This is a genomic window from Bacillus sp. YP1 (genome assembly GCF_000877815.1).
GTDB lineage: Bacteria > Bacillota > Bacilli > Bacillales > Bacillaceae > Bacillus > Bacillus subtilis.
The window spans coordinates 1,744,928-1,765,323 of sequence record NZ_CP010014.1 but is presented as its reverse complement, the minus strand read 5'-3'; the positions used below and the strand labels follow the sequence as shown (position 1 = coordinate 1,765,323).

The 20,396-nt window shown below is 42.9% G+C and carries 15 protein-coding genes and 1 tRNA gene; 12 read left to right on the top strand and 4 right to left on the bottom strand.

Annotation, left to right across the window (positions count from 1 at the left end; translation table 11 throughout):
* The first annotated feature begins 102 nt into the window (after positions 1–102).
* From rtp to proB, 3 genes are all read left to right on the top strand, one after another.
* The gene (rtp, locus tag QF06_RS08325; RefSeq protein ID WP_041849904.1) at positions 103–471 is read left to right on the top strand and encodes a replication termination protein; all 369 of its coding nucleotides are present in this window, start codon (positions 103–105) and stop codon (positions 469–471) included.
* A gap of 147 nt (positions 472–618) precedes the next feature.
* Positions 619–1,512 (top strand): pyrroline-5-carboxylate reductase, encoded by an 894-nt coding sequence (gene proC, locus QF06_RS08320; protein ID WP_010886524.1) that lies wholly within the window; start codon positions 619–621, stop codon positions 1,510–1,512.
* The gene (gene proB / locus QF06_RS08315) at positions 1,509–2,624 is read left to right on the top strand and encodes a glutamate 5-kinase (protein ID WP_041849903.1); all 1,116 of its coding nucleotides are present in this window, start codon (positions 1,509–1,511) and stop codon (positions 2,622–2,624) included. The genes proC and proB overlap by 4 nt, the downstream gene beginning before the upstream one ends.
* A 50-nt stretch (positions 2,625–2,674) precedes the next feature.
* Here the strand turns inward: proB and gltC are convergent, their stop codons facing one another.
* Complete coding sequence (gene gltC, locus QF06_RS08310; RefSeq protein ID WP_004399246.1) at positions 2,675–3,577, bottom strand: glutamate biosynthesis transcriptional regulator GltC; 903 nt, start codon at positions 3,575–3,577, stop codon at positions 2,675–2,677.
* A gap of 146 nt (positions 3,578–3,723) precedes the next feature.
* Here gltC and gltB point away from each other — a divergent pair, with 146 nt between their 5' ends.
* Positions 3,724–8,286: a glutamate synthase large subunit gene (gltB, locus tag QF06_RS08305; RefSeq protein WP_043940132.1), complete on the top strand. Its 4,563-nt coding sequence runs from the start codon at positions 3,724–3,726 to the stop codon at positions 8,284–8,286.
* A gap of 16 nt (positions 8,287–8,302) precedes the next feature.
* Positions 8,303–9,784, top strand: coding sequence for a glutamate synthase small subunit (gene gltD, locus QF06_RS08300; RefSeq protein ID WP_032721970.1), 1,482 nt, complete (start codon positions 8,303–8,305; stop codon positions 9,782–9,784).
* Positions 9,785–9,840: 56 nt separating this feature from the next.
* Here the strand turns inward: gltD and QF06_RS08295 are convergent, their stop codons facing one another.
* Positions 9,841–10,830: a zinc-binding dehydrogenase gene (locus tag QF06_RS08295; protein ID WP_032721969.1), complete on the bottom strand. Its 990-nt coding sequence runs from the start codon at positions 10,828–10,830 to the stop codon at positions 9,841–9,843.
* 128 nt (positions 10,831–10,958) lie between these two features.
* On the opposite strand from QF06_RS08295, the gene yofA reads away from it, so the two are divergent.
* Complete coding sequence (yofA, locus tag QF06_RS08290) at positions 10,959–11,816, top strand: LysR family transcriptional regulator YofA (protein WP_032721968.1); 858 nt, start codon at positions 10,959–10,961, stop codon at positions 11,814–11,816.
* A 162-nt stretch (positions 11,817–11,978) separates the two neighbouring features.
* On the opposite strand, the gene ggt is transcribed toward yofA, so the two are convergent.
* Positions 11,979–13,742 (bottom strand): gamma-glutamyltransferase, encoded by a 1,764-nt coding sequence (gene ggt, locus QF06_RS08285; protein ID WP_014476980.1) that lies wholly within the window; start codon positions 13,740–13,742, stop codon positions 11,979–11,981.
* Between the two features lie 184 nt (positions 13,743–13,926).
* Here ggt and QF06_RS08280 point away from each other — a divergent pair, with 184 nt between their 5' ends.
* The 3 genes from QF06_RS08280 to QF06_RS08270 all read left to right on the top strand — a co-directional run bounded on the left by QF06_RS08280 (position 13,927) and on the right by QF06_RS08270 (position 15,143).
* Entirely contained in the window at positions 13,927–14,157 is a 231-nt protein-coding gene (locus tag QF06_RS08280) for an excisionase family DNA-binding protein (RefSeq protein WP_032721965.1), read from the top strand.
* A 315-nt stretch (positions 14,158–14,472) separates the two neighbouring features.
* On the top strand, positions 14,473–15,018 hold the full coding sequence (locus tag QF06_RS08275; RefSeq protein ID WP_003231473.1) for a site-specific integrase: 546 nt from the start codon (positions 14,473–14,475) through the stop codon (positions 15,016–15,018).
* 52 nt (positions 15,019–15,070) lie between these two features.
* A tRNA-Arg gene (locus QF06_RS08270) sits at positions 15,071–15,143 on the top strand.
* A 93-nt stretch (positions 15,144–15,236) separates the two neighbouring features.
* On the opposite strand, the gene iseA is transcribed toward QF06_RS08270, so the two are convergent.
* Complete coding sequence (iseA, locus tag QF06_RS08265) at positions 15,237–15,782, bottom strand: DL-endopeptidase inhibitor IseA (protein WP_041849901.1); 546 nt, start codon at positions 15,780–15,782, stop codon at positions 15,237–15,239.
* 285 nt (positions 15,783–16,067) lie between these two features.
* On the opposite strand from iseA, the gene QF06_RS08260 reads away from it, so the two are divergent.
* The 3 genes from QF06_RS08260 to dacB all read left to right on the top strand — a co-directional run bounded on the left by QF06_RS08260 (position 16,068) and on the right by dacB (position 20,079).
* Entirely contained in the window at positions 16,068–17,459 is a 1,392-nt protein-coding gene (locus QF06_RS08260; RefSeq protein WP_004399508.1) for an MATE family efflux transporter, read from the top strand.
* Positions 17,460–17,592: 133 nt separating this feature from the next.
* Positions 17,593–18,570: an aldose 1-epimerase gene (gene galM, locus QF06_RS08255; protein WP_041849900.1), complete on the top strand. Its 978-nt coding sequence runs from the start codon at positions 17,593–17,595 to the stop codon at positions 18,568–18,570.
* 33 nt (positions 18,571–18,603) lie between these two features.
* Positions 18,604–20,079 carry a D-alanyl-D-alanine carboxypeptidase/D-alanyl-D-alanine endopeptidase gene (gene dacB, locus QF06_RS08250; RefSeq protein WP_041849899.1) on the top strand — a complete coding sequence of 492 codons (1,476 nt, stop codon included), beginning with the start codon at positions 18,604–18,606 and terminating at the stop codon, positions 20,077–20,079.
* Positions 20,080–20,396 lie beyond the last annotated feature (317 nt).

Below are 20,396 nucleotides of genomic sequence, written 5' to 3'. Positions count from 1 at the left end.
ATGACTGGACTATCAGTCTTTAATATAAAGAAGGAAAACAATAAAAGAAAATTGAATATTTAGTACATAGTGTTGTCAGTGACAGAAGAAGGAGTGCATATGATGAAAGAAGAAAAAAGGAGTTCAACAGGCTTTTTAGTGAAACAGCGCGCATTTTTGAAGCTTTATATGATAACGATGACAGAGCAAGAGAGACTCTATGGGTTAAAGCTGCTTGAAGTACTTCGGTCTGAATTTAAAGAGATTGGTTTTAAACCAAATCATACAGAAGTATACCGGTCTTTGCATGAGCTTCTTGATGACGGGATATTAAAACAAATTAAAGTAAAAAAAGAAGGGGCTAAGCTCCAGGAAGTCGTCCTCTATCAATTTAAAGATTACGAAGCTGCCAAGCTATATAAAAAACAGCTGAAGATAGAGCTGGATCGCTGTAAAAAACTGATTGAAAAAGCTCTCTCAGATAATTTTTAATAGAAACAAACACCCGGCGCAGCAGTGTGAACCGGGTGTTTTCTGCTTTTCATTATACATATTTGTCGAAAAGAAACAATACAAATCAATGATGACCTTCAAACTTGACATCATTTCCTCACGTGGTAACATTTTAAACGTGTGAAAATGCGAACAAAAAAGCGAACAAAGGAGATGTTACCGATCTTTGATCAAAAGAAAGTTGCCTTTATAGGAGCAGGATCTATGGCGGAAGGAATGATATCAGGTATCGTTCGTGCCAACAAAATCCCGAAACAAAACATCTGCGTTACAAACCGCAGCAATACAGAGCGATTAACTGAACTTGAACTTCAATATGGCATTAAAGGCGCCTTGCCGAACCAACTATGTATTGAAGACATGGATGTGCTCATTTTGGCAATGAAGCCAAAAGACGCCGAAAACGCTCTGTCATCACTAAAATCACGTATTCAACCCCATCAATTAATATTGTCGGTCCTTGCCGGCATAACCACCTCTTTTATTGAACAATCATTGCTTAATGAACAGCCGGTTGTCAGAGTGATGCCCAACACTTCCAGTATGATTGGCGCTTCTGCAACAGCTATTGCCCTTGGCAAATATGTGTCGGAAGACCTGAAGAAGCTGGCCGAAGCATTGCTCGGATGCATGGGCGAAGTCTATACAATCCAAGAAAATCAAATGGATATATTCACCGGAATTGCAGGCAGCGGACCCGCGTATTTTTATTATTTAATGGAATTCATTGAAAAGACAGGCGAGGAAGCGGGCCTCGATAAACAGTTATCTCGAAGCATCGGCGCACAGACACTTTTAGGTGCCGCAAAAATGCTCATGGAAACAGGAGAACATCCTGAGATCTTAAGAGATAATATCACGTCACCGAACGGAACGACAGCAGCGGGGCTGCAAGCCTTGAAAAAGAGCGGCGGCGGAGAAGCGATTTCTCAAGCAATAAAGCATGCGGCTAAGCGTTCAAAGGAAATCAGCGAAGATATCGAAAAAACTGCAGCGCCGCTATCAGGAGTGATAAAGTGACGCCTGATACAAGCATGAAAAGAGTCGTTGTGAAGATTGGCAGCAGTTCATTAACAAGCCTTCATGGAGAAATCAGCATTCGAAAATTAGAAGCGCTGGTCGACCAGATCGTCAAACTCAAAGACGCCGGTTATGAAGTAATTTTGGTTTCCTCAGGCGCAGTGGCGGCGGGATATCGGAAGCTCGGATTTATCCAAAGGCCCGAGAAGCTTCCAGAAAAACAAGCATCAGCTTCAATCGGCCAGGGATTGCTGATGGAGGCTTATTCAAAGCTGTTCTTGGCACACGGCTATGTCGCATCCCAAATTTTAATTACGAGAAGCGATTTTTCTGATGAATATCGATACAACAATGTCAGGAATACAATGAATGTACTGCTCGAGCGCGGCATCATCCCGATCATAAACGAAAATGATACAGTTACCGTCAATCGGCTCAAGTTTGGCGACAATGATACACTCGCGGCAAAAGTCGCAGGATTGATTGATGCAGATATGCTTGTGATTTTATCAGATATAGACGGATTATATGACGGCAATCCGCGCACAAATCCAGAAGCGAAAAGGATACAGCGGGTGAGTGAAATAACACCTGACATCGAAGCATTCGCAGGTGACACTGGAAGCATCGTTGGCACCGGCGGCATGCGCTCTAAGCTTGATGCGTTTAAAATCGTAATGGCGTCTGGCATTAAAGGTTTCCTTGGTCAGGCAGATGCTGGCGATATTTTATATCACGCCGTTCATGAACAGGCGGAAGGCACCTATTTTGAAGCAGAAGGAACGCTTCCGTTGAATCAAAAGGAGAAATGGATCGCTTTTAATTCCGGTCCGGAAGGTGAAATGTTTTTATCAGATGACTGTTCACGAAAAATAACAAACGGCCAATCGAGTTTATACCTGGACGGTGTACAGAAGATTAAAGGGAAATTCAAAAGCGGTTCAGTTGTTCGGCTGATGGATTCAAAAGGGACGGAAATCGGCCTTGGAATCGTCAATTACTCTTCTGTACAGCTTCAAGAACCGGAAAAGAAAAAGGAACTGACAAACAGAGCTCTAATTGATCAAGAAGCCTTTGTTTGCCATGTGGATTTTTCTTTACCTGTAAATTAATTTGCAGAAAAAAACCCGAAGCTTCTATATAGAAGCTCGGGTTCATTTTTTTATTGATACTGCTCCAGCTTAGAGAAAAATTGAATGACAAACTCATAAAAATCATTCGCGGAAGGCGCAAGCTCTCTATTTTTCGGTTTAATGATTCCGACAGTCCGTTTTACTTGAGGGAACTCAATTGGAATTTTCACAGTAAAACGAGGTGTTGTTTCAGCAAAAGTACTTTCAGGCAGAAGGGTAACGCCCATTCCTGCGGACACTAACCCTTTGATAGCATCCAAATCCTCACCCTCCGTGGAAACGAGAGGAGCAAAGCCTGCTTGTTTGCAAGTATCGATTGCCATCTCTCTAAGTACAAATCCTTCCGGGAACAATACAAATTGGTCGTTGCGCAAATCGATTAAATGAACCGTTTTTTGTTTAGCAAGCGGATGATTTAATGGAACAAGCGCGTAAATTTTTTCAGTAAATAATATTTTTCCCGTTATGTCAGAGAAATTCGTCGGCACCGGTCCTAATAAGGCCAGATCAATATCGCGGTTTCTGACAGCTTCAATCAGAAACTTATAGGAGCCTTGGCGCAGCAAAAATTCGACGTGCGGATATTCTTCTTTAAACGCTGAAATGACAGTCGGCAAAAGCTGGCTGGCGAGGCTTGTAGGAAAGCCGATCTTTACCGTTCCGCGATGCGGGTCAAGATACTCATCAATTTGCTCTTTCGCATAATCAATGGCTTTCATCGCCGTTTTCACATGAATCAAAAATTCTTTTCCGATTGGCGTGAGTTTGATATTTCTCCCTTCACGCTCAAATAAGGTCACATTTAATTCTTCTTCAAGATTGGCAATTTGTCTGCTGATTGCTGATTGGGCCACATGCAAATGATCAGCGGCTTCTGAAACGTGTTCTCTTTCAGCCACCTCCATGAAATAACGCAGTTGGCGCAGCTCCATGTTTGTCTCACATCCATCTATCTCATTTTGAGATTCTTTTGATCTAAATTATATATTGTTTATATCGTTTTGAAAACCTACAATGATTATAGAGTTGTTAGATTTTATGACCGGTATTATCGGAAATTGATCGGGGGAGAGGAATTATGACGTACAATCAAATGCCAAAAGCTCAAGGTCTCTACCGTCCTGAATTTGAACATGATGCATGCGGAATCGGCCTATATGCACACTTAAAGGGCAAGCAGACTCACGACATTGTCAAACAAGGACTTAAGATGCTTTGCCAGCTAGACCATAGAGGAGGGCAAGGCAGTGATCCGGATACAGGAGACGGAGCCGGCTTACTGGTTCAAATCCCTGATGCTTTCTTTAGAAAAGAGTGCAAAGACATCAATCTGCCAGAAAAAGAACGTTACGGGGTAGGAATGGTCTTTTTCTCACAGAAAGAAGATGAAAGAAAAAAAATTGAAAAGCAAATCAATGCACTGATTGAACAAGAAGGCCAAGTCGTTCTTGGATGGAGAACTGTACCTGTAAATGTCGGAAAAATCGGAACAGTGGCGCAAAAAAGCTGTCCGTTTGTCCGTCAGGTATTTATCGGCGCAAATTCTGATCTAAAGGACAATTTATCTTTTGAACGAAAATTGTATGTCATTCGTAAACAGGCTGAAAATTGGGGAGTAACGGAAGGTCTTGATTTTTATTTTGCCAGTCTTTCAAGCCAGACCATTGTTTACAAAGGCCTTTTAACACCTGAACAGGTTGATGCATTTTATTCTGATCTGCAAGACGAAGCATTCGTTTCTGCTTTTGCGCTTGTTCATTCACGCTTCAGTACCAATACATTCCCTACATGGGAAAGAGCGCATCCTAACCGCTATTTGGTTCACAACGGTGAAATTAACACCCTTCGCGGAAATATCAACTGGATGAGAGCACGTGAGCAGCAATTTGTTTCTGAAAGCTTCGGTGAGGACTTAAACAAGATTTTGCCGATTCTCAATGCTGATGGCAGTGACTCTTCCATTTTGGATAACGCATTTGAGTTTTTTGTGATGGCTGGACGCAAACCGGCACATACGGCAATGATGCTCATTCCAGAGCCTTGGACGGAAAATACGCATATGTCCAAGGAAAAAAGGGCGTTTTACGAGTACCATAGCTCCCTGATGGAGCCTTGGGACGGACCGACAGCCATTTCATTTACTGACGGTAAACAAATCGGGGCAATCCTTGACCGGAATGGTCTCCGTCCAGCCCGTTATTATGTCACAAAAGATGATTATATTATTTTCTCATCTGAAGTAGGCGTTATTGAAGTTGAACAGGAGAACGTTTTATATAAAAACCGCCTTGAGCCTGGGAAAATGCTTTTAATCGACCTGGAAGAAGGCCGTATTATCTCCGATGAGGAAGTCAAAACACAAATTGCAACTGAGTATCCGTACCAAAAATGGCTTGAAGAAGAGCTTGTACAAGTAAATCCTGATCCGGAGTCAAGAGAAGAAGAACAATTTAGTGATCTTCTTACTCGCCAGAAGGCATTCGGATACACATATGAGGATATCCAAAAATATCTAATTCCCGTTATTAAAGAAGGCAAAGATCCCCTTGGTTCAATGGGGAATGACGCGCCGCTTGCTGTACTTTCTGACCGAGCGCAATCACTGTTTAACTACTTTAAACAGCTGTTTGCACAAGTAACGAACCCGCCAATCGACGCGATTCGTGAGCAGCTTGTCACTTCAACGATGACTTGGCTCGGTGCGGAAGGCGATCTTCTTCATCCAAGTGAACGAAATGTTCGCCGGATTAAACTGTATACACCTGTTTTATCCAATGAACAGTTTTACGCATTGAAAACGATTGTTCATCCTGATTTAAAAAGCCAAAAAATTGATGTGCTGTTTTCAGAGGATCTTGAACGCGGATTAAAGGACATGTTCACACAAGCAGAGAAAGCCATCAGCCAAGGCGTAAGTTTGTTAATTTTATCAGACAAAAAGATGAACGAACGACTGACACCAATTCCGCCGCTTCTGGCAGTAAGCGCGCTGCACCAGCACTTAATCCGCAAAGGGCTGCGTACGAAGGTCAGCATTATTGTGGAATCGGGAGAAGCACGTGAAGTGCATCACTTTGCAGCGTTAATCGGTTATGGCGCAGATGCGATTAACCCTTATCTCGCTTATGCGACCTACAAGCAGGAAATTGATGAAGGCCGTTTGGATATCAGCTATGAAGAAGCGGTCAGCAAATATGGAAAAAGCATTACTGAGGGCGTCGTAAAAGTGATGTCCAAGATGGGAATTTCAACTGTGCAAAGCTACAGAGGCGCCCAAATCTTTGAAGCGGTAGGAATCAGCCGCGATGTGATCGACCGCTATTTCACAGGTACTGCATCACAGCTAGGCGGCATCGATTTACAAACAATTGCAGAAGAGGCACAGCGCCGCCACCGGGAAGCGTATCAGGATGATTACAGCAAAACGCTTGAACCGGGAAGTGACTTCCAATGGAGAAATGGCGGAGAGCATCATGCCTTTAATCCGAAAACGATTCATACTTTGCAATGGGCGTGCCGCAGAAATGATTACAGTCTGTTTAAACAGTATACAAAAGCGGCTGATGAAGAACGCATCGGATTTTTGCGGAACTTGTTCGCATTTGACGGAAACCGCAAGCCTTTGAAGTTGGAGGAGGTTGAATCCGCTGAATCGATTGTCAAACGTTTTAAAACGGGTGCGATGTCATTCGGGTCCTTGAGTAAGGAAGCGCACGAAGCTTTAGCAATCGCAATGAACCGTCTTGGAGGAAAAAGCAACAGCGGTGAAGGCGGAGAAGATCCCAAACGCTTTGTTCCAGATGAGAACGGCGATGATAGAAGAAGTGCGATCAAACAAATTGCATCCGGACGGTTTGGTGTCAAAAGCCATTACCTCGTCAATGCTTATGAGCTGCAGATTAAAATGGCTCAAGGTGCTAAGCCGGGTGAAGGCGGTCAGCTTCCTGGCAACAAGGTATATCCATGGGTTGCCGATGTCCGCGGGTCAACGCCAGGTGTCGGATTAATCTCACCTCCGCCACACCATGACATTTATTCGATTGAGGATTTAGCCCAGCTGATCCACGATTTGAAAAATGCCAACCGTGACGCAAGAATCAGCGTAAAGCTGGTGTCAAAAGCAGGTGTAGGAACAATCGCTGCAGGTGTTGCCAAAGCGACTGCAGATGTCATTGTGATCAGCGGCTATGACGGAGGTACAGGCGCTTCTCCGAAAACCAGTATTAAACATACAGGGCTTCCGTGGGAGCTTGGCCTTGCAGAAGCACATCAAACACTAATGCTGAACGGACTTCGTGACCGTGTTGTATTAGAAACAGACGGAAAGCTCATGACGGGCCGCGACGTTGTGATGGCTGCCTTGCTCGGCGCCGAAGAATTTGGTTTCGCAACGGCTCCGTTAGTTGTACTCGGCTGTGTCATGATGCGTGCCTGCCATTTGGATACATGCCCTGTCGGTGTAGCGACACAAAACCCAGAGCTTCGCAAAAAGTTCATGGGGGATCCTGACCATATTGTGAACTATATGCTGTTCATTGCTGAAGAGGTTCGTGAGTACATGGCTGCGTTAGGCTTCAAGACATTTGATGAAATGATCGGCCGCACTGATGTACTTCATGTAAGTGAACGGGCGAAGGGGCACTGGAAAGCAAGCCAGCTTGATTTGTCTACACTTCTTTATCAGCCTGAAGGGGTGCGGACGTTCCGATCGCCGCAAAATCATAAAATTGATCAATCGCTTGATATCACAACAATTCTCCCGGCTGTACAAGAAGCCATCGAATCTGGAAAAGAAGCTGATATTTCGATTGAAATCAATAATACAAATCGTGTAGCCGGAACGATAACCGGCAGTGAAATCTCAAAGCGTTACGGAGAAGAAGGTCTTCCTGAAGATACAATCAAGCTGCACTTTACCGGATCAGCCGGCCAAAGCTTTGGAGCTTTCGTTCCTAAAGGGATGACGCTTTATTTGGACGGAGACTCAAATGATTACGTCGGAAAAGGGCTTTCTGGCGGAAAAATCATCGTCAAGTCACCAGAAGGATTCAACTCTGCTTCGGATGACAATGTCATTATCGGCAACGTGGCTTTTTACGGTGCGACAAGCGGAGAAGCATATATTAACGGACGTGCTGGTGAACGCTTTGCCGTTCGAAACAGCGGTGTGAACGTAGTTGTAGAAGGTATTGGCGACCACGGCTGTGAATACATGACTGGCGGCAGCGTTGTCGTTCTCGGTGATGTAGGCAAAAACTTTGCGGCAGGTATGTCCGGCGGAATCGCTTATGTACTGGCCGAAGATGTCAAAGCGTTTAAACGCAAATGCAACCTTGAGATGATTTTATTTGAATCATTAGAGGACGAGAAAGAAATCCAGCAAATCAAAGCAATGCTTGAAAGACATACTGCATATACAAACAGCCAAAAAGCAGAAGATTTGCTTGATCAATGGGAAGACAGTGTGAAAAAATTCGTCAAAGTCATTCCGAAAAACTATAAACAAATGCTTGCAAGCATCCAAGAGCAAAAAGCTGCAGGTTTATCAGATGAAGAAGCCATCATGTTCGCTTTTGAGGCCAACACGAAGCCAAAGCAGAATACAGCAGCATCGGGACAAAAACAAGCGGTAGTACAGTAAGGAAGGGGAGAGGAACATGGGGAAACCAACTGGATTTATGGAGATCAAACGAGAAAAACCTTCGGAGCGGGACCCTCTCACTCGCTTAAAGGATTGGAAAGAATATTCTGCTCCTTTTTCAGAAGAAGCATCGAAACGGCAGGGGGCGCGGTGTATGGATTGCGGTACACCGTTTTGCCAGATCGGTGCGGACATTAACGGATTTACATCCGGCTGTCCGATTTACAACTTAATTCCTGAATGGAATGATCTTGTCTACCGGGGCAGATGGAAGGAAGCATTGGAACGTCTGTTGAAAACAAACAACTTTCCTGAATTCACAGGGCGGGTATGTCCCGCTCCTTGTGAAGGATCATGCACTTTAGCGATTTCAGACCCGGCCGTATCAATTAAAAACATCGAGCGGACCATTATCGATAAAGGATTTGAGAACGGCTGGATTCAACCTAGAATTCCAAAAAAACGAACAGGCAAAAAAGTTGCTATCGTCGGGTCGGGCCCAGCCGGACTGGCGAGTGCTGACCAGCTGAATCAAGCGGGGCATTCTGTCACTGTTTTTGAGCGCTCAGACAGAGCGGGCGGCCTTTTAACATACGGCATTCCAAACATGAAGCTTGAGAAGGGCATTGTAGAACGCCGAATTAAATTGCTGACGCAAGAGGGAATTGATTTTGTCACGAACACAGAAATCGGTGTTGACATTACAGCTGATGAGCTAAAGGAGCAATTTGATGCTGTGATCCTATGCACAGGCGCTCAAAAACAGCGGGACCTCTTAATTGAAGGACGCGATTCAAAAGGAGTCCATTACGCGATGGACTACCTGACACTTGCAACAAAAAGCTATTTAGATTCTAATTTTAAAGACAAGCAATTCATTGATGCCAAAGGGAAAGATGTCATCGTAATCGGAGGCGGAGATACAGGAGCTGACTGTGTGGCTACTGCTCTGCGTCAAAAAGCCAAAAGCGTGCACCAATTCGGCAAACACCCGAAACTTCCGCCAGCCCGCACGAATGACAATATGTGGCCTGAACAGCCACACGTCTTTACGCTTGAATATGCATACGAGGAAGCAGAAGCAAAATTCGGAAGAGATCCGAGAGAATACTCCATTCAAACGACAAAAATGGTTGCGGATAAAAACGGAAAGCTGAAAGAGCTTCATACCATCCAAATGGAAAAAGTGAAAAATGAGCATGGAAAATACGAGTTCCGCGAGCTGCCTGGAACGGAAAAAGTATGGCCTGCTCAGCTTGTCTTTATCGCTATCGGCTTTGAAGGCACAGAACAGCCGCTGTTGAAACAGTTTGGTGTTGATTCTGTAAATAACAAAATCAGTGCAGCATATGGGGATTATCAAACAAATATCGATGGTGTATTCGCCGCAGGGGATGCAAGAAGAGGCCAAAGCTTAATCGTATGGGCGATTAATGAAGGCCGTGAAGTGGCGCGTGAAGTGGATCGATATTTGATGGGGAGTTCAGTTCTTCCGTAAATAAAGGGGATTATCATATAAGAGAAACCGGTCTGGCTGCCAGCCGGTTTCTTTTTTTATTCCATTACGATCCCGATGTTTCCAAACTGTCTGCCTTCCTGCATTCTTTTATATGCTTCACATGCTTTTTCTAAAGGATATATCCGGTCAATTACAGGCCGCAGCTTATGTTTGTTAATGAAAGCGAGCATAGCTTGAAATTCCTCACCGCTTCCCATCGAGGTTCCCAAAACATTGACCTGAGGAAAGAATAGAGAACGCACCGGAAAACTGAGATTATCCCCTGAGCTTGCCCCAAAGCTGACAATACGGCCATTTGGTTTTACATGGCGGAAGTATTCCGAAAAGAGGGCAGGTCCTATGCTGTCAAGAACAACATCCGCCTTTTTTCCCTGCAACTGCTCATCCCAATTGCTGTAGCTGTCAAATGCGTAATCAGCACCTAATTGCAGCGCCTTTTTTCTTTTCTCCTCACTGCGGGAGGTCACGCTTACTGTTGCCCCAATCGCCTTAGCCATAAATAAAGCATAGGTTGCCACACCGCTGCCGATGCCGGGTATCAATAGATGCTCGCCTTTTTTTAATTGCCCCTTTGTAAACAGAGCCCGATATGCAGTTAAAGCGGATAAAGGTAAAACGCCCGCTTCTTCCCAAGATAAATAAGCAGGTTTTTTGATTGCATTTTGTGAAGGAATGATCACATATTCAGCAAGTGTTCCGTCCGAAGGACCTCCCAGAATCTCAGGTACAGGTGGTACATTCTCTGTTAAATCCCAGTTCAATGTCGGGAAAATGACTACTTCTGTCTGAACAGTAACATTTTTCACGCCTTCACCAATCTCTTCGATGATACCCGCGCCGTCAGAACCCAGTATCATGTGAGGATCTTGTTCCGATTTGTTTTTCATAAGAAACAAGTCACGATGATTCAGGCCCGCGGATTTTAATTTAACCTTTACCTCTCCGTATCCAGGCTTTGTTGATGGAACGTCCTCGACTGATAACCCCTGAAGGCCGGCTTTTCCGTTGTGAATTACAGCTTTCATGCTGTCTGCCTCCTCATTGAATTGTATTTTCATATCTTTACATATTTTACATAGCGGTTTTCTTCGAGTAAAATGAACAAATATGATAGCCAATATCACTTTTCATCATAGCAAGCAGGTGAGAGCGCGTGGAAAGCGGAGATTTAAAGATTTTTCAGGCTGTTGCTCGCGAAGGAAGCATAACGAAAGCAGCCCAAATGCTGAATTATGTTCAGTCGAATGTGACAGCCAGAGTGCATAACCTTGAGGAAGATTTGAATATCAGGCTTTTTCATCGAACGAATCGGGGGATGAAGCTGACTGCTGCAGGAGAAAATCTTTTACAATATGCAGATCAAGTATTATCGCTGTTAGACAAAGCTGAAAAATCGACCCGTATGAGCAGGCAACCAAAAGGGCCTTTGCGGATCGGATCACTGGAAACGACGGCGGTAACGCATCTGCCTGAGCATGCAGCATCCTTCCTCAGGCGTTTTCCTGAAGTGGATTTATCAGTGAACACAGCGGATACGCATCATTTGATTCAACAGGTTCTTGATCATAAAGTTGATGGCGCTTTTGTATATGGGCCGGTTGAACACGCTGCAGTTAGACAACTCCATGTTTCCCATGATGAATTAGTTTTGATTTCATCACGAGAAGGGACGGCAGAAGACATGCTTCAGCAGCCGATGCTCTTTTTTGGGGCTGGCTGTTCTCATCGTGACAGGGTCAAAAGATTACTAGAGGAAGCAGGCATAGACAATCAAAAAATCATAAAGTTTGGCACATTGGAGGCTATTATAAAAGGTGTTTCCGCCGGGATGGGTACGGCGCTGCTCCCAAAGTCCTCTGTTGACTGCTCCGAGCATCGTACAAATGTATGGATTCATCAATTGCCACCAGCATATCAAGACTTAGAGATCGTCTTTATATACAGGAAAGACTTTTTTATTACGAGTGCGTTTCAGACATTTCTTGATGAGATAAACGAAATGAAAAGATGAAGATAGACGTGCATTAGCAGAATAAAGATTTTGTCAAAGAAGCAGTCATCATTCTGTCATTTTGGATTGCAATCAGGGATACAGAGCATCAGCAATGCCCGTTGTTATTAAAGATCTGCATGAAAAAACTGTACTCATTTGAAGCGAGTACAGTTTTTTTATTTATTTACGTTTTAAATTAATGCCGATCGCCGCTCCGTTTCTGCTTGAATCAGCTACACCTTTAAAGGTGCCGTTTTCATGGTCGATCGATATGCTTTGCACGTTTCCGATATCCACTGGACTTGTGCCGAATTTGTGGCCCATGCCGTTTAGCTTGCTGAGGACATCTTTAGGAACTCCGTCTTCGTAACGGTAAGAGCTCATGCTGTTTGTGTAAATTCTCGGCTCTTCAACAGCTGCTTTTAATTCCATACCATATTCAATGTGGTAGAGAATGGTTTGCAAAACGGATGAAATAATTGTGGCCCCGCCAGGAGATCCAACAGTGAGGACAGGCTTGTCATCCTTAAATAAAATCGTCGGGGTCATGCTGCTTAAAGGCCGTTTGTTTGGCTGTACTTCGTTAGCTCCGCCTGGTATCGCATCAAAATCCGTTAATTCATTGTTTAAAATAACACCGTAATCAGGGACCATAATACCGGTTCCGAATAGCTGTTCGATTGTTGTTGTATAGGAAACGACATTTCCCCAACGGTCAGCAACTGTAAAGTGGGTTGTTTGGCCTTCTACTTTGTCTTTCGGCTGTTCAACTTGTTTATAGTTTGCTGATCCTTCTTGGTATTTCCAAGGGTCACCGGCTTTCGGTTTTTTATTCACTTGATCTAGGTTGATTAATTGCTGGCGTTCTTTAATATAATCGGGGTGAAGCAAGCCTTTGAGAGGAACATTTACAAATTCGGGATCACCTGCGTAAGACGCACGGTCGGCATAAGACAAATGCATCGTTTCAGCAAGCAGCTGATATTTTTCCCATGAGCGGACATCGTATTGTGAAAGGTTAAAATCATCAAGGATTTTCAGCATTTGCAATAAGAAAATACCGCCGGAGCTTGGAGGAGGAGTAGTAGCGATTTGATAGCCTTGATAGTCTCCCCAAATCGGTTCATCAATCGTAATGTCGTAATTTTCTAAATCTTTTTCTGTCATTGATCCGCCGAAATCCTGGACAGTGTCAGAAAGCGTCTTGGCGAATTTTCCTTTATAAAAAGCGTCAGTGCCTTTGGAGCGAATAAGCTTAAATGTTTTAGCCAAATCCTTTTGAATAAGGGTATCTCCTTCTTTAAGCGGTTCGCCATTTGGTAAAAATACATCTTTTGCGGCAGTCCGTGAAAGCTTTTCCTGATAATCAGAAATGGCCTCTGCCAACACCGAATCAATCGGAAAGCCTTTTTCAGCGAGTTTAATAGAAGGGGTAATTAATTGCTTCATCGAACGGGTTCCCCATTTATCCAAGGCTTCTTCCAGCCCTTTCAGAGTGCCTGGAACACCAACGGCAGTACCTTTTGTTACACGTTCAGAGAAAGGAATTGCTTTGCCGTTTTCGTCCAGAAACATATCAGGAGTTGCGCCTGCTGGAGCACGCTCACGGCTGTCGATTATCGTTGTATCCTTCGTTTTTCCGTCATACACCATCATAAAACCGCCGCCGCCAATACCTGACATCATCGGCTCTGTTACATTGAGTGCAAATTGAATGGCAACCGCTGCGTCAATAGCATTTCCTCCTTTTTTCAGCACATCAGCACCGATTTCAGAAGCAAGAGGATGTGCGGTCGCAACCATGCCGTCTTTTCCAACATCTACTTGTTTGTACTCATCGTAGCTTTTGGGCGGTTTTTTAGCTTCCGCGTGAAAAGGGACACTTCCAGCGACTAACAGAACACTAAGCAGAGCTGTTAAACAGACGTTCCACGTTCTTTTCATGTTCTCCCTCCTATATGAAGCTGTATTGTTACAATCTTAGCGTAAAAAAATTACAGCGTTTTCACAAGTGACAAATGGTATATTATATAGTACATAAAGCCGTTTTTCTGTGCAAAATTGATTATATTGATATGAGCCATGTGCTATATTAGAATCAGCATACGGATTAAGAAGGGACTGCTATATGTATTTAACGATTGAAGAAACAGCAGAATATACAAATCTTTCAGAGGATTATATTAAAAGCTTGGTGCTCGAAGGGAAAATCAGAGCCGTTCATGACGGGGAGCAATTTTTGATTTATAAGGAACAGTTCAAAACGCATCTCGAACAGCTGGAGAATTACAAAGCACTGGTGCATGAAATATTAAATGAACCGATCCCGGAAGATATTGATGTAAAGGATGAGGATTAGGACACAATTTGAAATTGTGTCTTTTTTTGTATATTTTTGCGGAAGCTCCAGAAAATCGGGAGTGTCAGATTTCGTTTTAAGAGGTTTTTTGATGATTAGTAGGGGGATAAGTATCCAAGAGGTTAAAAGCTTTATAAGAGGCTTTAAAGCTTATTTTATAGGGTGAAGGTTGGAAGAAGCTTTTTTAAAAGCTTATGTAACACTATGTATATTATGTTACATAAATGCCGCCGCACTTTGACATTCAACGTTTTTCAGCTATAATAGTAACATAGACCTCAAAACGTTACATAACGGTTTTTAAGGAGTTTTTTGATGCATATTGTACAGCCGATTCGCAGTCTAGAGAAAATCCAAGAAGTCAAACAGTATTTGCTTAACAAAAACAAGCGGGATTATTTTCTGTTTATTTTCGGCATCAACAGCGCGCTCCGCATTTCTGATATTCTGCCGCTGCAAGTGAAGGACGTTCAAAATAAAGATCATTTATGGGCGACTGAAAGCAAAACGAAAAAGAAAAGAAAGATTCTTATTTTAGAATCGCTGAAACAGGAAATATACGAGTATACGAAAGACATGAAGGAAAACGAATATCTTTTTAAATCAGTGCGGACCAGGAAGCCGATTTCCCGCATTCAGGCCTACAGAATTTTAAGAGAGGCCGCTGCGGCGTGCGGACTTGAGGAGATAGGGACGCATACACTCCGGAAAACGTTTGGCTATCATTTTTATCAGCGAACGAAAGACATCGCCGAGCTGCAGAGAATACTGAATCATTCATCACCATCAATTACAATGCGGTATATTGGTATTGATGAAGATACAACAAGAGCCGCGTATAAGGTTTTTGGAGGGCTTTAATACAAATCGCTTGAAAATATTGATCATCAGAGCTACTATATAAATACCAAAAGCTCTAGTAGCACAGCGGATAGTGCAGCAGTTTCCTAAACTGCAGGTCGGGAGTTCGAATCTCTCCTAGAGCGTTATATTCACAAAAAGACAACAGGCACTTTTCGCCTGTTGTCTTTCTTTATGCAGACCAAATAAAAAACGCCCGCTTATCCCGGGCGTTTTTCTTATATAACTGCGTCAAATTGATTGACTTTCCATTTTTTATTTTTTTTCACAAATGTCACTTTCCGTTTTGCAGAAGGGGATCCGTCTAATGTAGGGACGGTAAATTCGTATGTGATTGTGCTGCCTTTTTTAGAGATCAGTTTAGCAGTTGATTTTTTCCAATTCAAAAGATTGTCTCCGTCACCGATTGGAACAGCAAGTTTTCCTTTTGAAACAGTGAAATGATAATCTTTAAAGCCTTTTTCGATTGCTGTTTTTGTAAAAATAGGAGTTAAATAATTCACCGCTTTTGCTTTAGTGCCTAGATCACTGCACATGTATACATATTGAAGATTTTGATACTCGAATGTGCCTGATGGGCAAACTGCTTTTTTCACCTTCGGATTGTGTCCGCTCATGGTGTTCCAAAAATGTTCTCTAGCGGATAATGCCAACTGTAATGCTTGTTTTTGTGATAAATCGCCTGATGTATTTTTCGCAAATGCATTTGTGCTTAATGACAGAATAAGTGCAATGGTTGTTAGAAATAGAAGACATTTTTTCATTATCGCTCTCTCCTTCAAAATCTCTTTCTCTTATGTTACAAATGTTACAATAATTACGGATAGATTACAATACTTTTGCATAAATTATTTTTTATTCTTTTACTCACAAAAAATATGCCATTACTTGCTAGTTTATTCTTTATAAGCTAAAAAGATGTGTAAAATTAGAAGAATCGGGAAGGGTTTCATATGTGCAGTGATGAATAATAACATGTTACATATCCTGTTTTTGTCAAAAAATGAGGGCATGTTTAAAAACGATTTCAAATAAAGGAGTCCTTTAATATGGAAACATCACAAGAACCTCTTGTAACTCAAAAGAAAAGCAAACCATCAGTTTGGCGGTCGATGTCACTCTTTTTAGTGCCGCTTCTGCTGAGCAATGTGCTGCAATCAGTCGGCCAGCTAGTCGGGATGATGGCTGTAGGCAGATGGCTTGGTGTTGATGCAGTGGCAGCTGTATCATCCTTTTTCCCGTTATTTTTTCTTTTAATCTCATTTACGATTGGGATCGGTTCAGGTAGTTCGATTCTGATCGGACAAGCTTACGGAGCGAAAAATGAGGAACGGCTAAAGGCTGTTGTCGGGACGACGCTCACGTTTACATTTTTATTAGGCGTTGTGTTAGCCGTCATCGGCAGTATTTTCACCCTGGATATCCTTCGTTTAATGGGCACGCCTGAAAATGTCATTCATGTCAGCGCTAACTATGCACGTATTTTATTTTATGCTATGCCGTTTATGTTTTTATATTTTGCATATACTACCTTTTTGCGCGGAACAGGGGATTCTAAGACACCGTTTTATACGCTGATTGTGAGCACGGTCATCAACATCGCGCTTTTGCCTGTTTTAATCCTTGGCATGTTTGGTTTTCCGAAACTGGGCATATACGGCTCGGCATATGCAACTGTCATTTCCACGATTGCGACTTTTCTCGTGTTAATGGTGTATTTACGAAAGCGAAAACACCCGCTGCAATTTGATAAAACAGTGCGTCGTTATTTGAAAATGGATAAGGAACTGCTAGTTCTCCTGCTGCGTCTTGGGGTCCCAGCAAGCATCAATATGATTCTTGTCTCATTATCAGAGATAGCGGTTATTTCATTCGTCAATCATTACGGCTCTAATGCAACAGCTGCATACGGAGTGGTCAACCAGGTGGCCAGCTATGTACAGATGCCGGCCGTCAGCCTTGGTATTGCGGTTTCTATTTTCGCTGCGCAATCGATTGGGGCAAACGAGTTTGACCGCTTAAAGCAGGTCATTCGCGTGGGGATTTGGCTGAATTATATCATTGGCGGCGTACTGATCATTCTGATCTATGTTTTTTCACATCAGATTTTATCGTTATTTTTAACCGAGCAAGAGACGCTTTACATTGCACACCGTCTTTTGATGATTACATTGTGGAGCTATTTGCTGTTTGGAAATGCCCAAATTATTTCTGCAACGATGCGGGCAAGCGGAACAGTTTTATGGCCGACCGTCATCAGTATTTTTGCAATCTGGGGAGTAGAGGTGCCTGTCGCTTTCGTCCTTTCTCACTATACAAAGCTTGAAATACTCGGCGTCTGGGTTGGTTATCCAGCTGCGTTTGCCGTCAGCTTGCTGTTGATTTATGGGTATTATCAATTCGTCTGGAAAAAGAAACAAATCACACGTCTCATCCAATAGCCTCCGAATCACACCGTTCATAAGTTTGAACGGTGTTTTTTTATTTGATAGGGGAAAATATAAAATGGAGGAAATATGGTACAGTACATTGAATTCTTATACTAGCAATGAATCAAGGAGAGGTTGAGTAAACATGGCAAACTTTATTGAGAAAATCACGTATTTGGGAACGCCGGCCATCAAAGCGGGCAACGAACATCTAGAAATGATTGTTGTCCCTGAGTGGGGGAGCAACGTCATTTCTCTCGTGGACAAAAAAACAAAAGTCCAGCTTTTGCGTGAACCGGAAACAGCAGAAAGTTTTCACGACACACCAACATTGTATGGCATTCCAATCCTGTTCCCGCCTAACCGCATAGGTGACGGTACATTCAGTTTCCGGGGCAGAACGTATCATTTTGATATCAACGAGAAGGATAAACACAACCATCTTCATGGGTTTCTTTACCATGAAAAGTGGAATGTCGTGACCACGAAGCAAACTGATGAAGAAGTGACTGTTGAAACAGAAATTGATCTTTCTGAGCTTCCCCATGTGCAGAAGCAATTTCCTCATCATGCCGTCGTTCGGATGACATACACGATCAAGGGGAATACCCTATTTAAACATGCGACGGTCATGAACAAAGGAAAGGAAGCGTTTCCTTGGGGAATTGGGTATCATACTACATTTGTGTTTCCGGCAGAAAGCTCGTTATTCTCCCTGACAGCAGATCAGCAATGGGAGTTGGATGAACGCCTGCTGCCGACCGGGAAACTGATGGATGTACCGAATAAAGAAGCTTTGCATGAAGGAATGGATTTGCGCCACAAGCAGCTGGATGATGTCTTTTTATCTTCCTATCAGAAGAGGGGCGGAGAAAACCAGGCAGTCATTTATCATCAGCATGCACATATCAGCATTATTTATAAGGCAGATGAACATTTTAACCATTGGGTTGTATACAATGCGGACGGAAAACAAGGGTATTTATGCCCTGAACCTTACACATGGGTGACAAACGCTGTGAATCTTGATTTACCTTCGTCACTCACTGGTTTACAAGTGCTGGAGCCGGGAGAAGAAACGACAGCTAAAAGCAGTATCACCATTGAACTGAATCATCAATAGCCAATGATGAAGCGCAGAGAGGCGGGGAAATTAATGAAAAAAAGCATAAAGCTTTATGTTGCTGTTTTACTGCTTTTCGTCGTTGCTTCGGTGCCTTATATGCATCAGGCTGCGCTTGCCGCTGAAAAACAAGATGCACTTTCCGGGCAGATCGATAAGATTTTAGCTGATCATCCTGCCCTCGAAGGCGCAATGGCCGGCATCACCGTTCGCTCTGCGGAAACAGGTGCTGTTCTATATGAACATTCAGGAGAAACCCGAATGAGGCCTGCCTCTTCTCTAAAGCTTTTGACAGCGGCCGCGGCACTTTCTGTCCTTGGCGAGAACTATTCTTTTACAACCGAGGTCCGGACGGATGGAACACTGAAAGGGAAAAAGCTGAATGGTAACCTTTATTTGAAAGGGAAAGGCGATCCGACACTTTTACCATCTGATTTTGACAAAATGGCTGAGAAATTGAAACATTCCGGCGTAAAAGTAATTAAAGGCAATCTGATCGGTGATGATACGTGGCATGATGACATGCGATTATCACCTGATATGCCTTGGAGCGATGAATACACATATTATGGCGCGCCAATCTCCGCTCTAACAGCGTCTCCGAATGAAGACTATGATGCAGGCACTGTGATTGTTGAGGTCACCCCAAATCAAAAAGAAGGGGAAGAGCCTGCCGTGTCTGTCTCTCCGAAAACCGATTATATAACGATAAAGAACGATGCTAAAACGACTGCTGCCGGTTCAGAGAAAGACCTCACAATCGAAAGAGAGCATGGAACAAACACGATTACAATTGAAGGGAGCGTACCGGTTGACGCAAACAAGACAAAGGAATGGATTTCTGTCTGGGAGCCTGCCGGATATGCCTTAGATTTATTTAAGCAGTCACTAAAAAAACAAGGTATTACTGTGAAAGGGGACATCAAGATGGGTGAAGCACCTAGTTCTTCAGATGTGCTGCTCTCTCATCGCTCAATGCCTTTATCGAAACTTTTTGTGCCGTTCATGAAATTAAGTAATAACGGACATGCCGAAGTGCTCGTAAAAGAGATGGGGAAAGTGAAAAAAGGAGAAGGGAGCTGGGAAAAGGGGCTCGAAGTGTTAAACAGTACGCTTCCGGAATTTGGTGTTGATTCTAAATCACTCGTCTTAAGAGACGGATCAGGAATCTCACATATTGATGCTGTATCCTCAGATCAACTTTCACAGCTGTTATATGACATTCAGGATCAGAGTTGGTTCTCGGCTTATCTAAATTCTTTACCTGTTGCGGGCAATCCTGACAGAATGGTGGGCGGAACGCTGAGAAACCGCATGAAAGACACTCCTGCACAAGGAAAAGTAAGAGCAAAAACCGGATCGCTCAGTACGGTAAGCTCTCTATCGGGGTACGCAGAAACAAAGAGCGGAAAAAAACTTGTTTTCTCTATTCTTCTAAATGGATTGATTGATGAAGAGGATGGAAAAGATATTGGGGATCAAATCGCTGTCATTTTGGCAAATCAATAATAGCGGCAGACCTGTTTTCCAAGAGAAAACAGGTTTTTTTATGTCTGTAATAACGCTTTGTCGAACCTTCCAACAATTAGAAGAATGATGCACAAAAGAAAATTAGTTCGATTAAAAAGTAGTGTATAAGACCTTATGTAAAACAATACTTTTATCACTTTATATCCGGAAATTTGATAAAAATAGAAACGAAAAATAAAGAAATAATACTATATTCAAAAAAATGTTATAAAAATTTAATGTTTTTTATTGTACTTTAAAAAATATCCGTTAATATAGTGCATATATGGATTATATAGTCATATAATTTCTTTTAT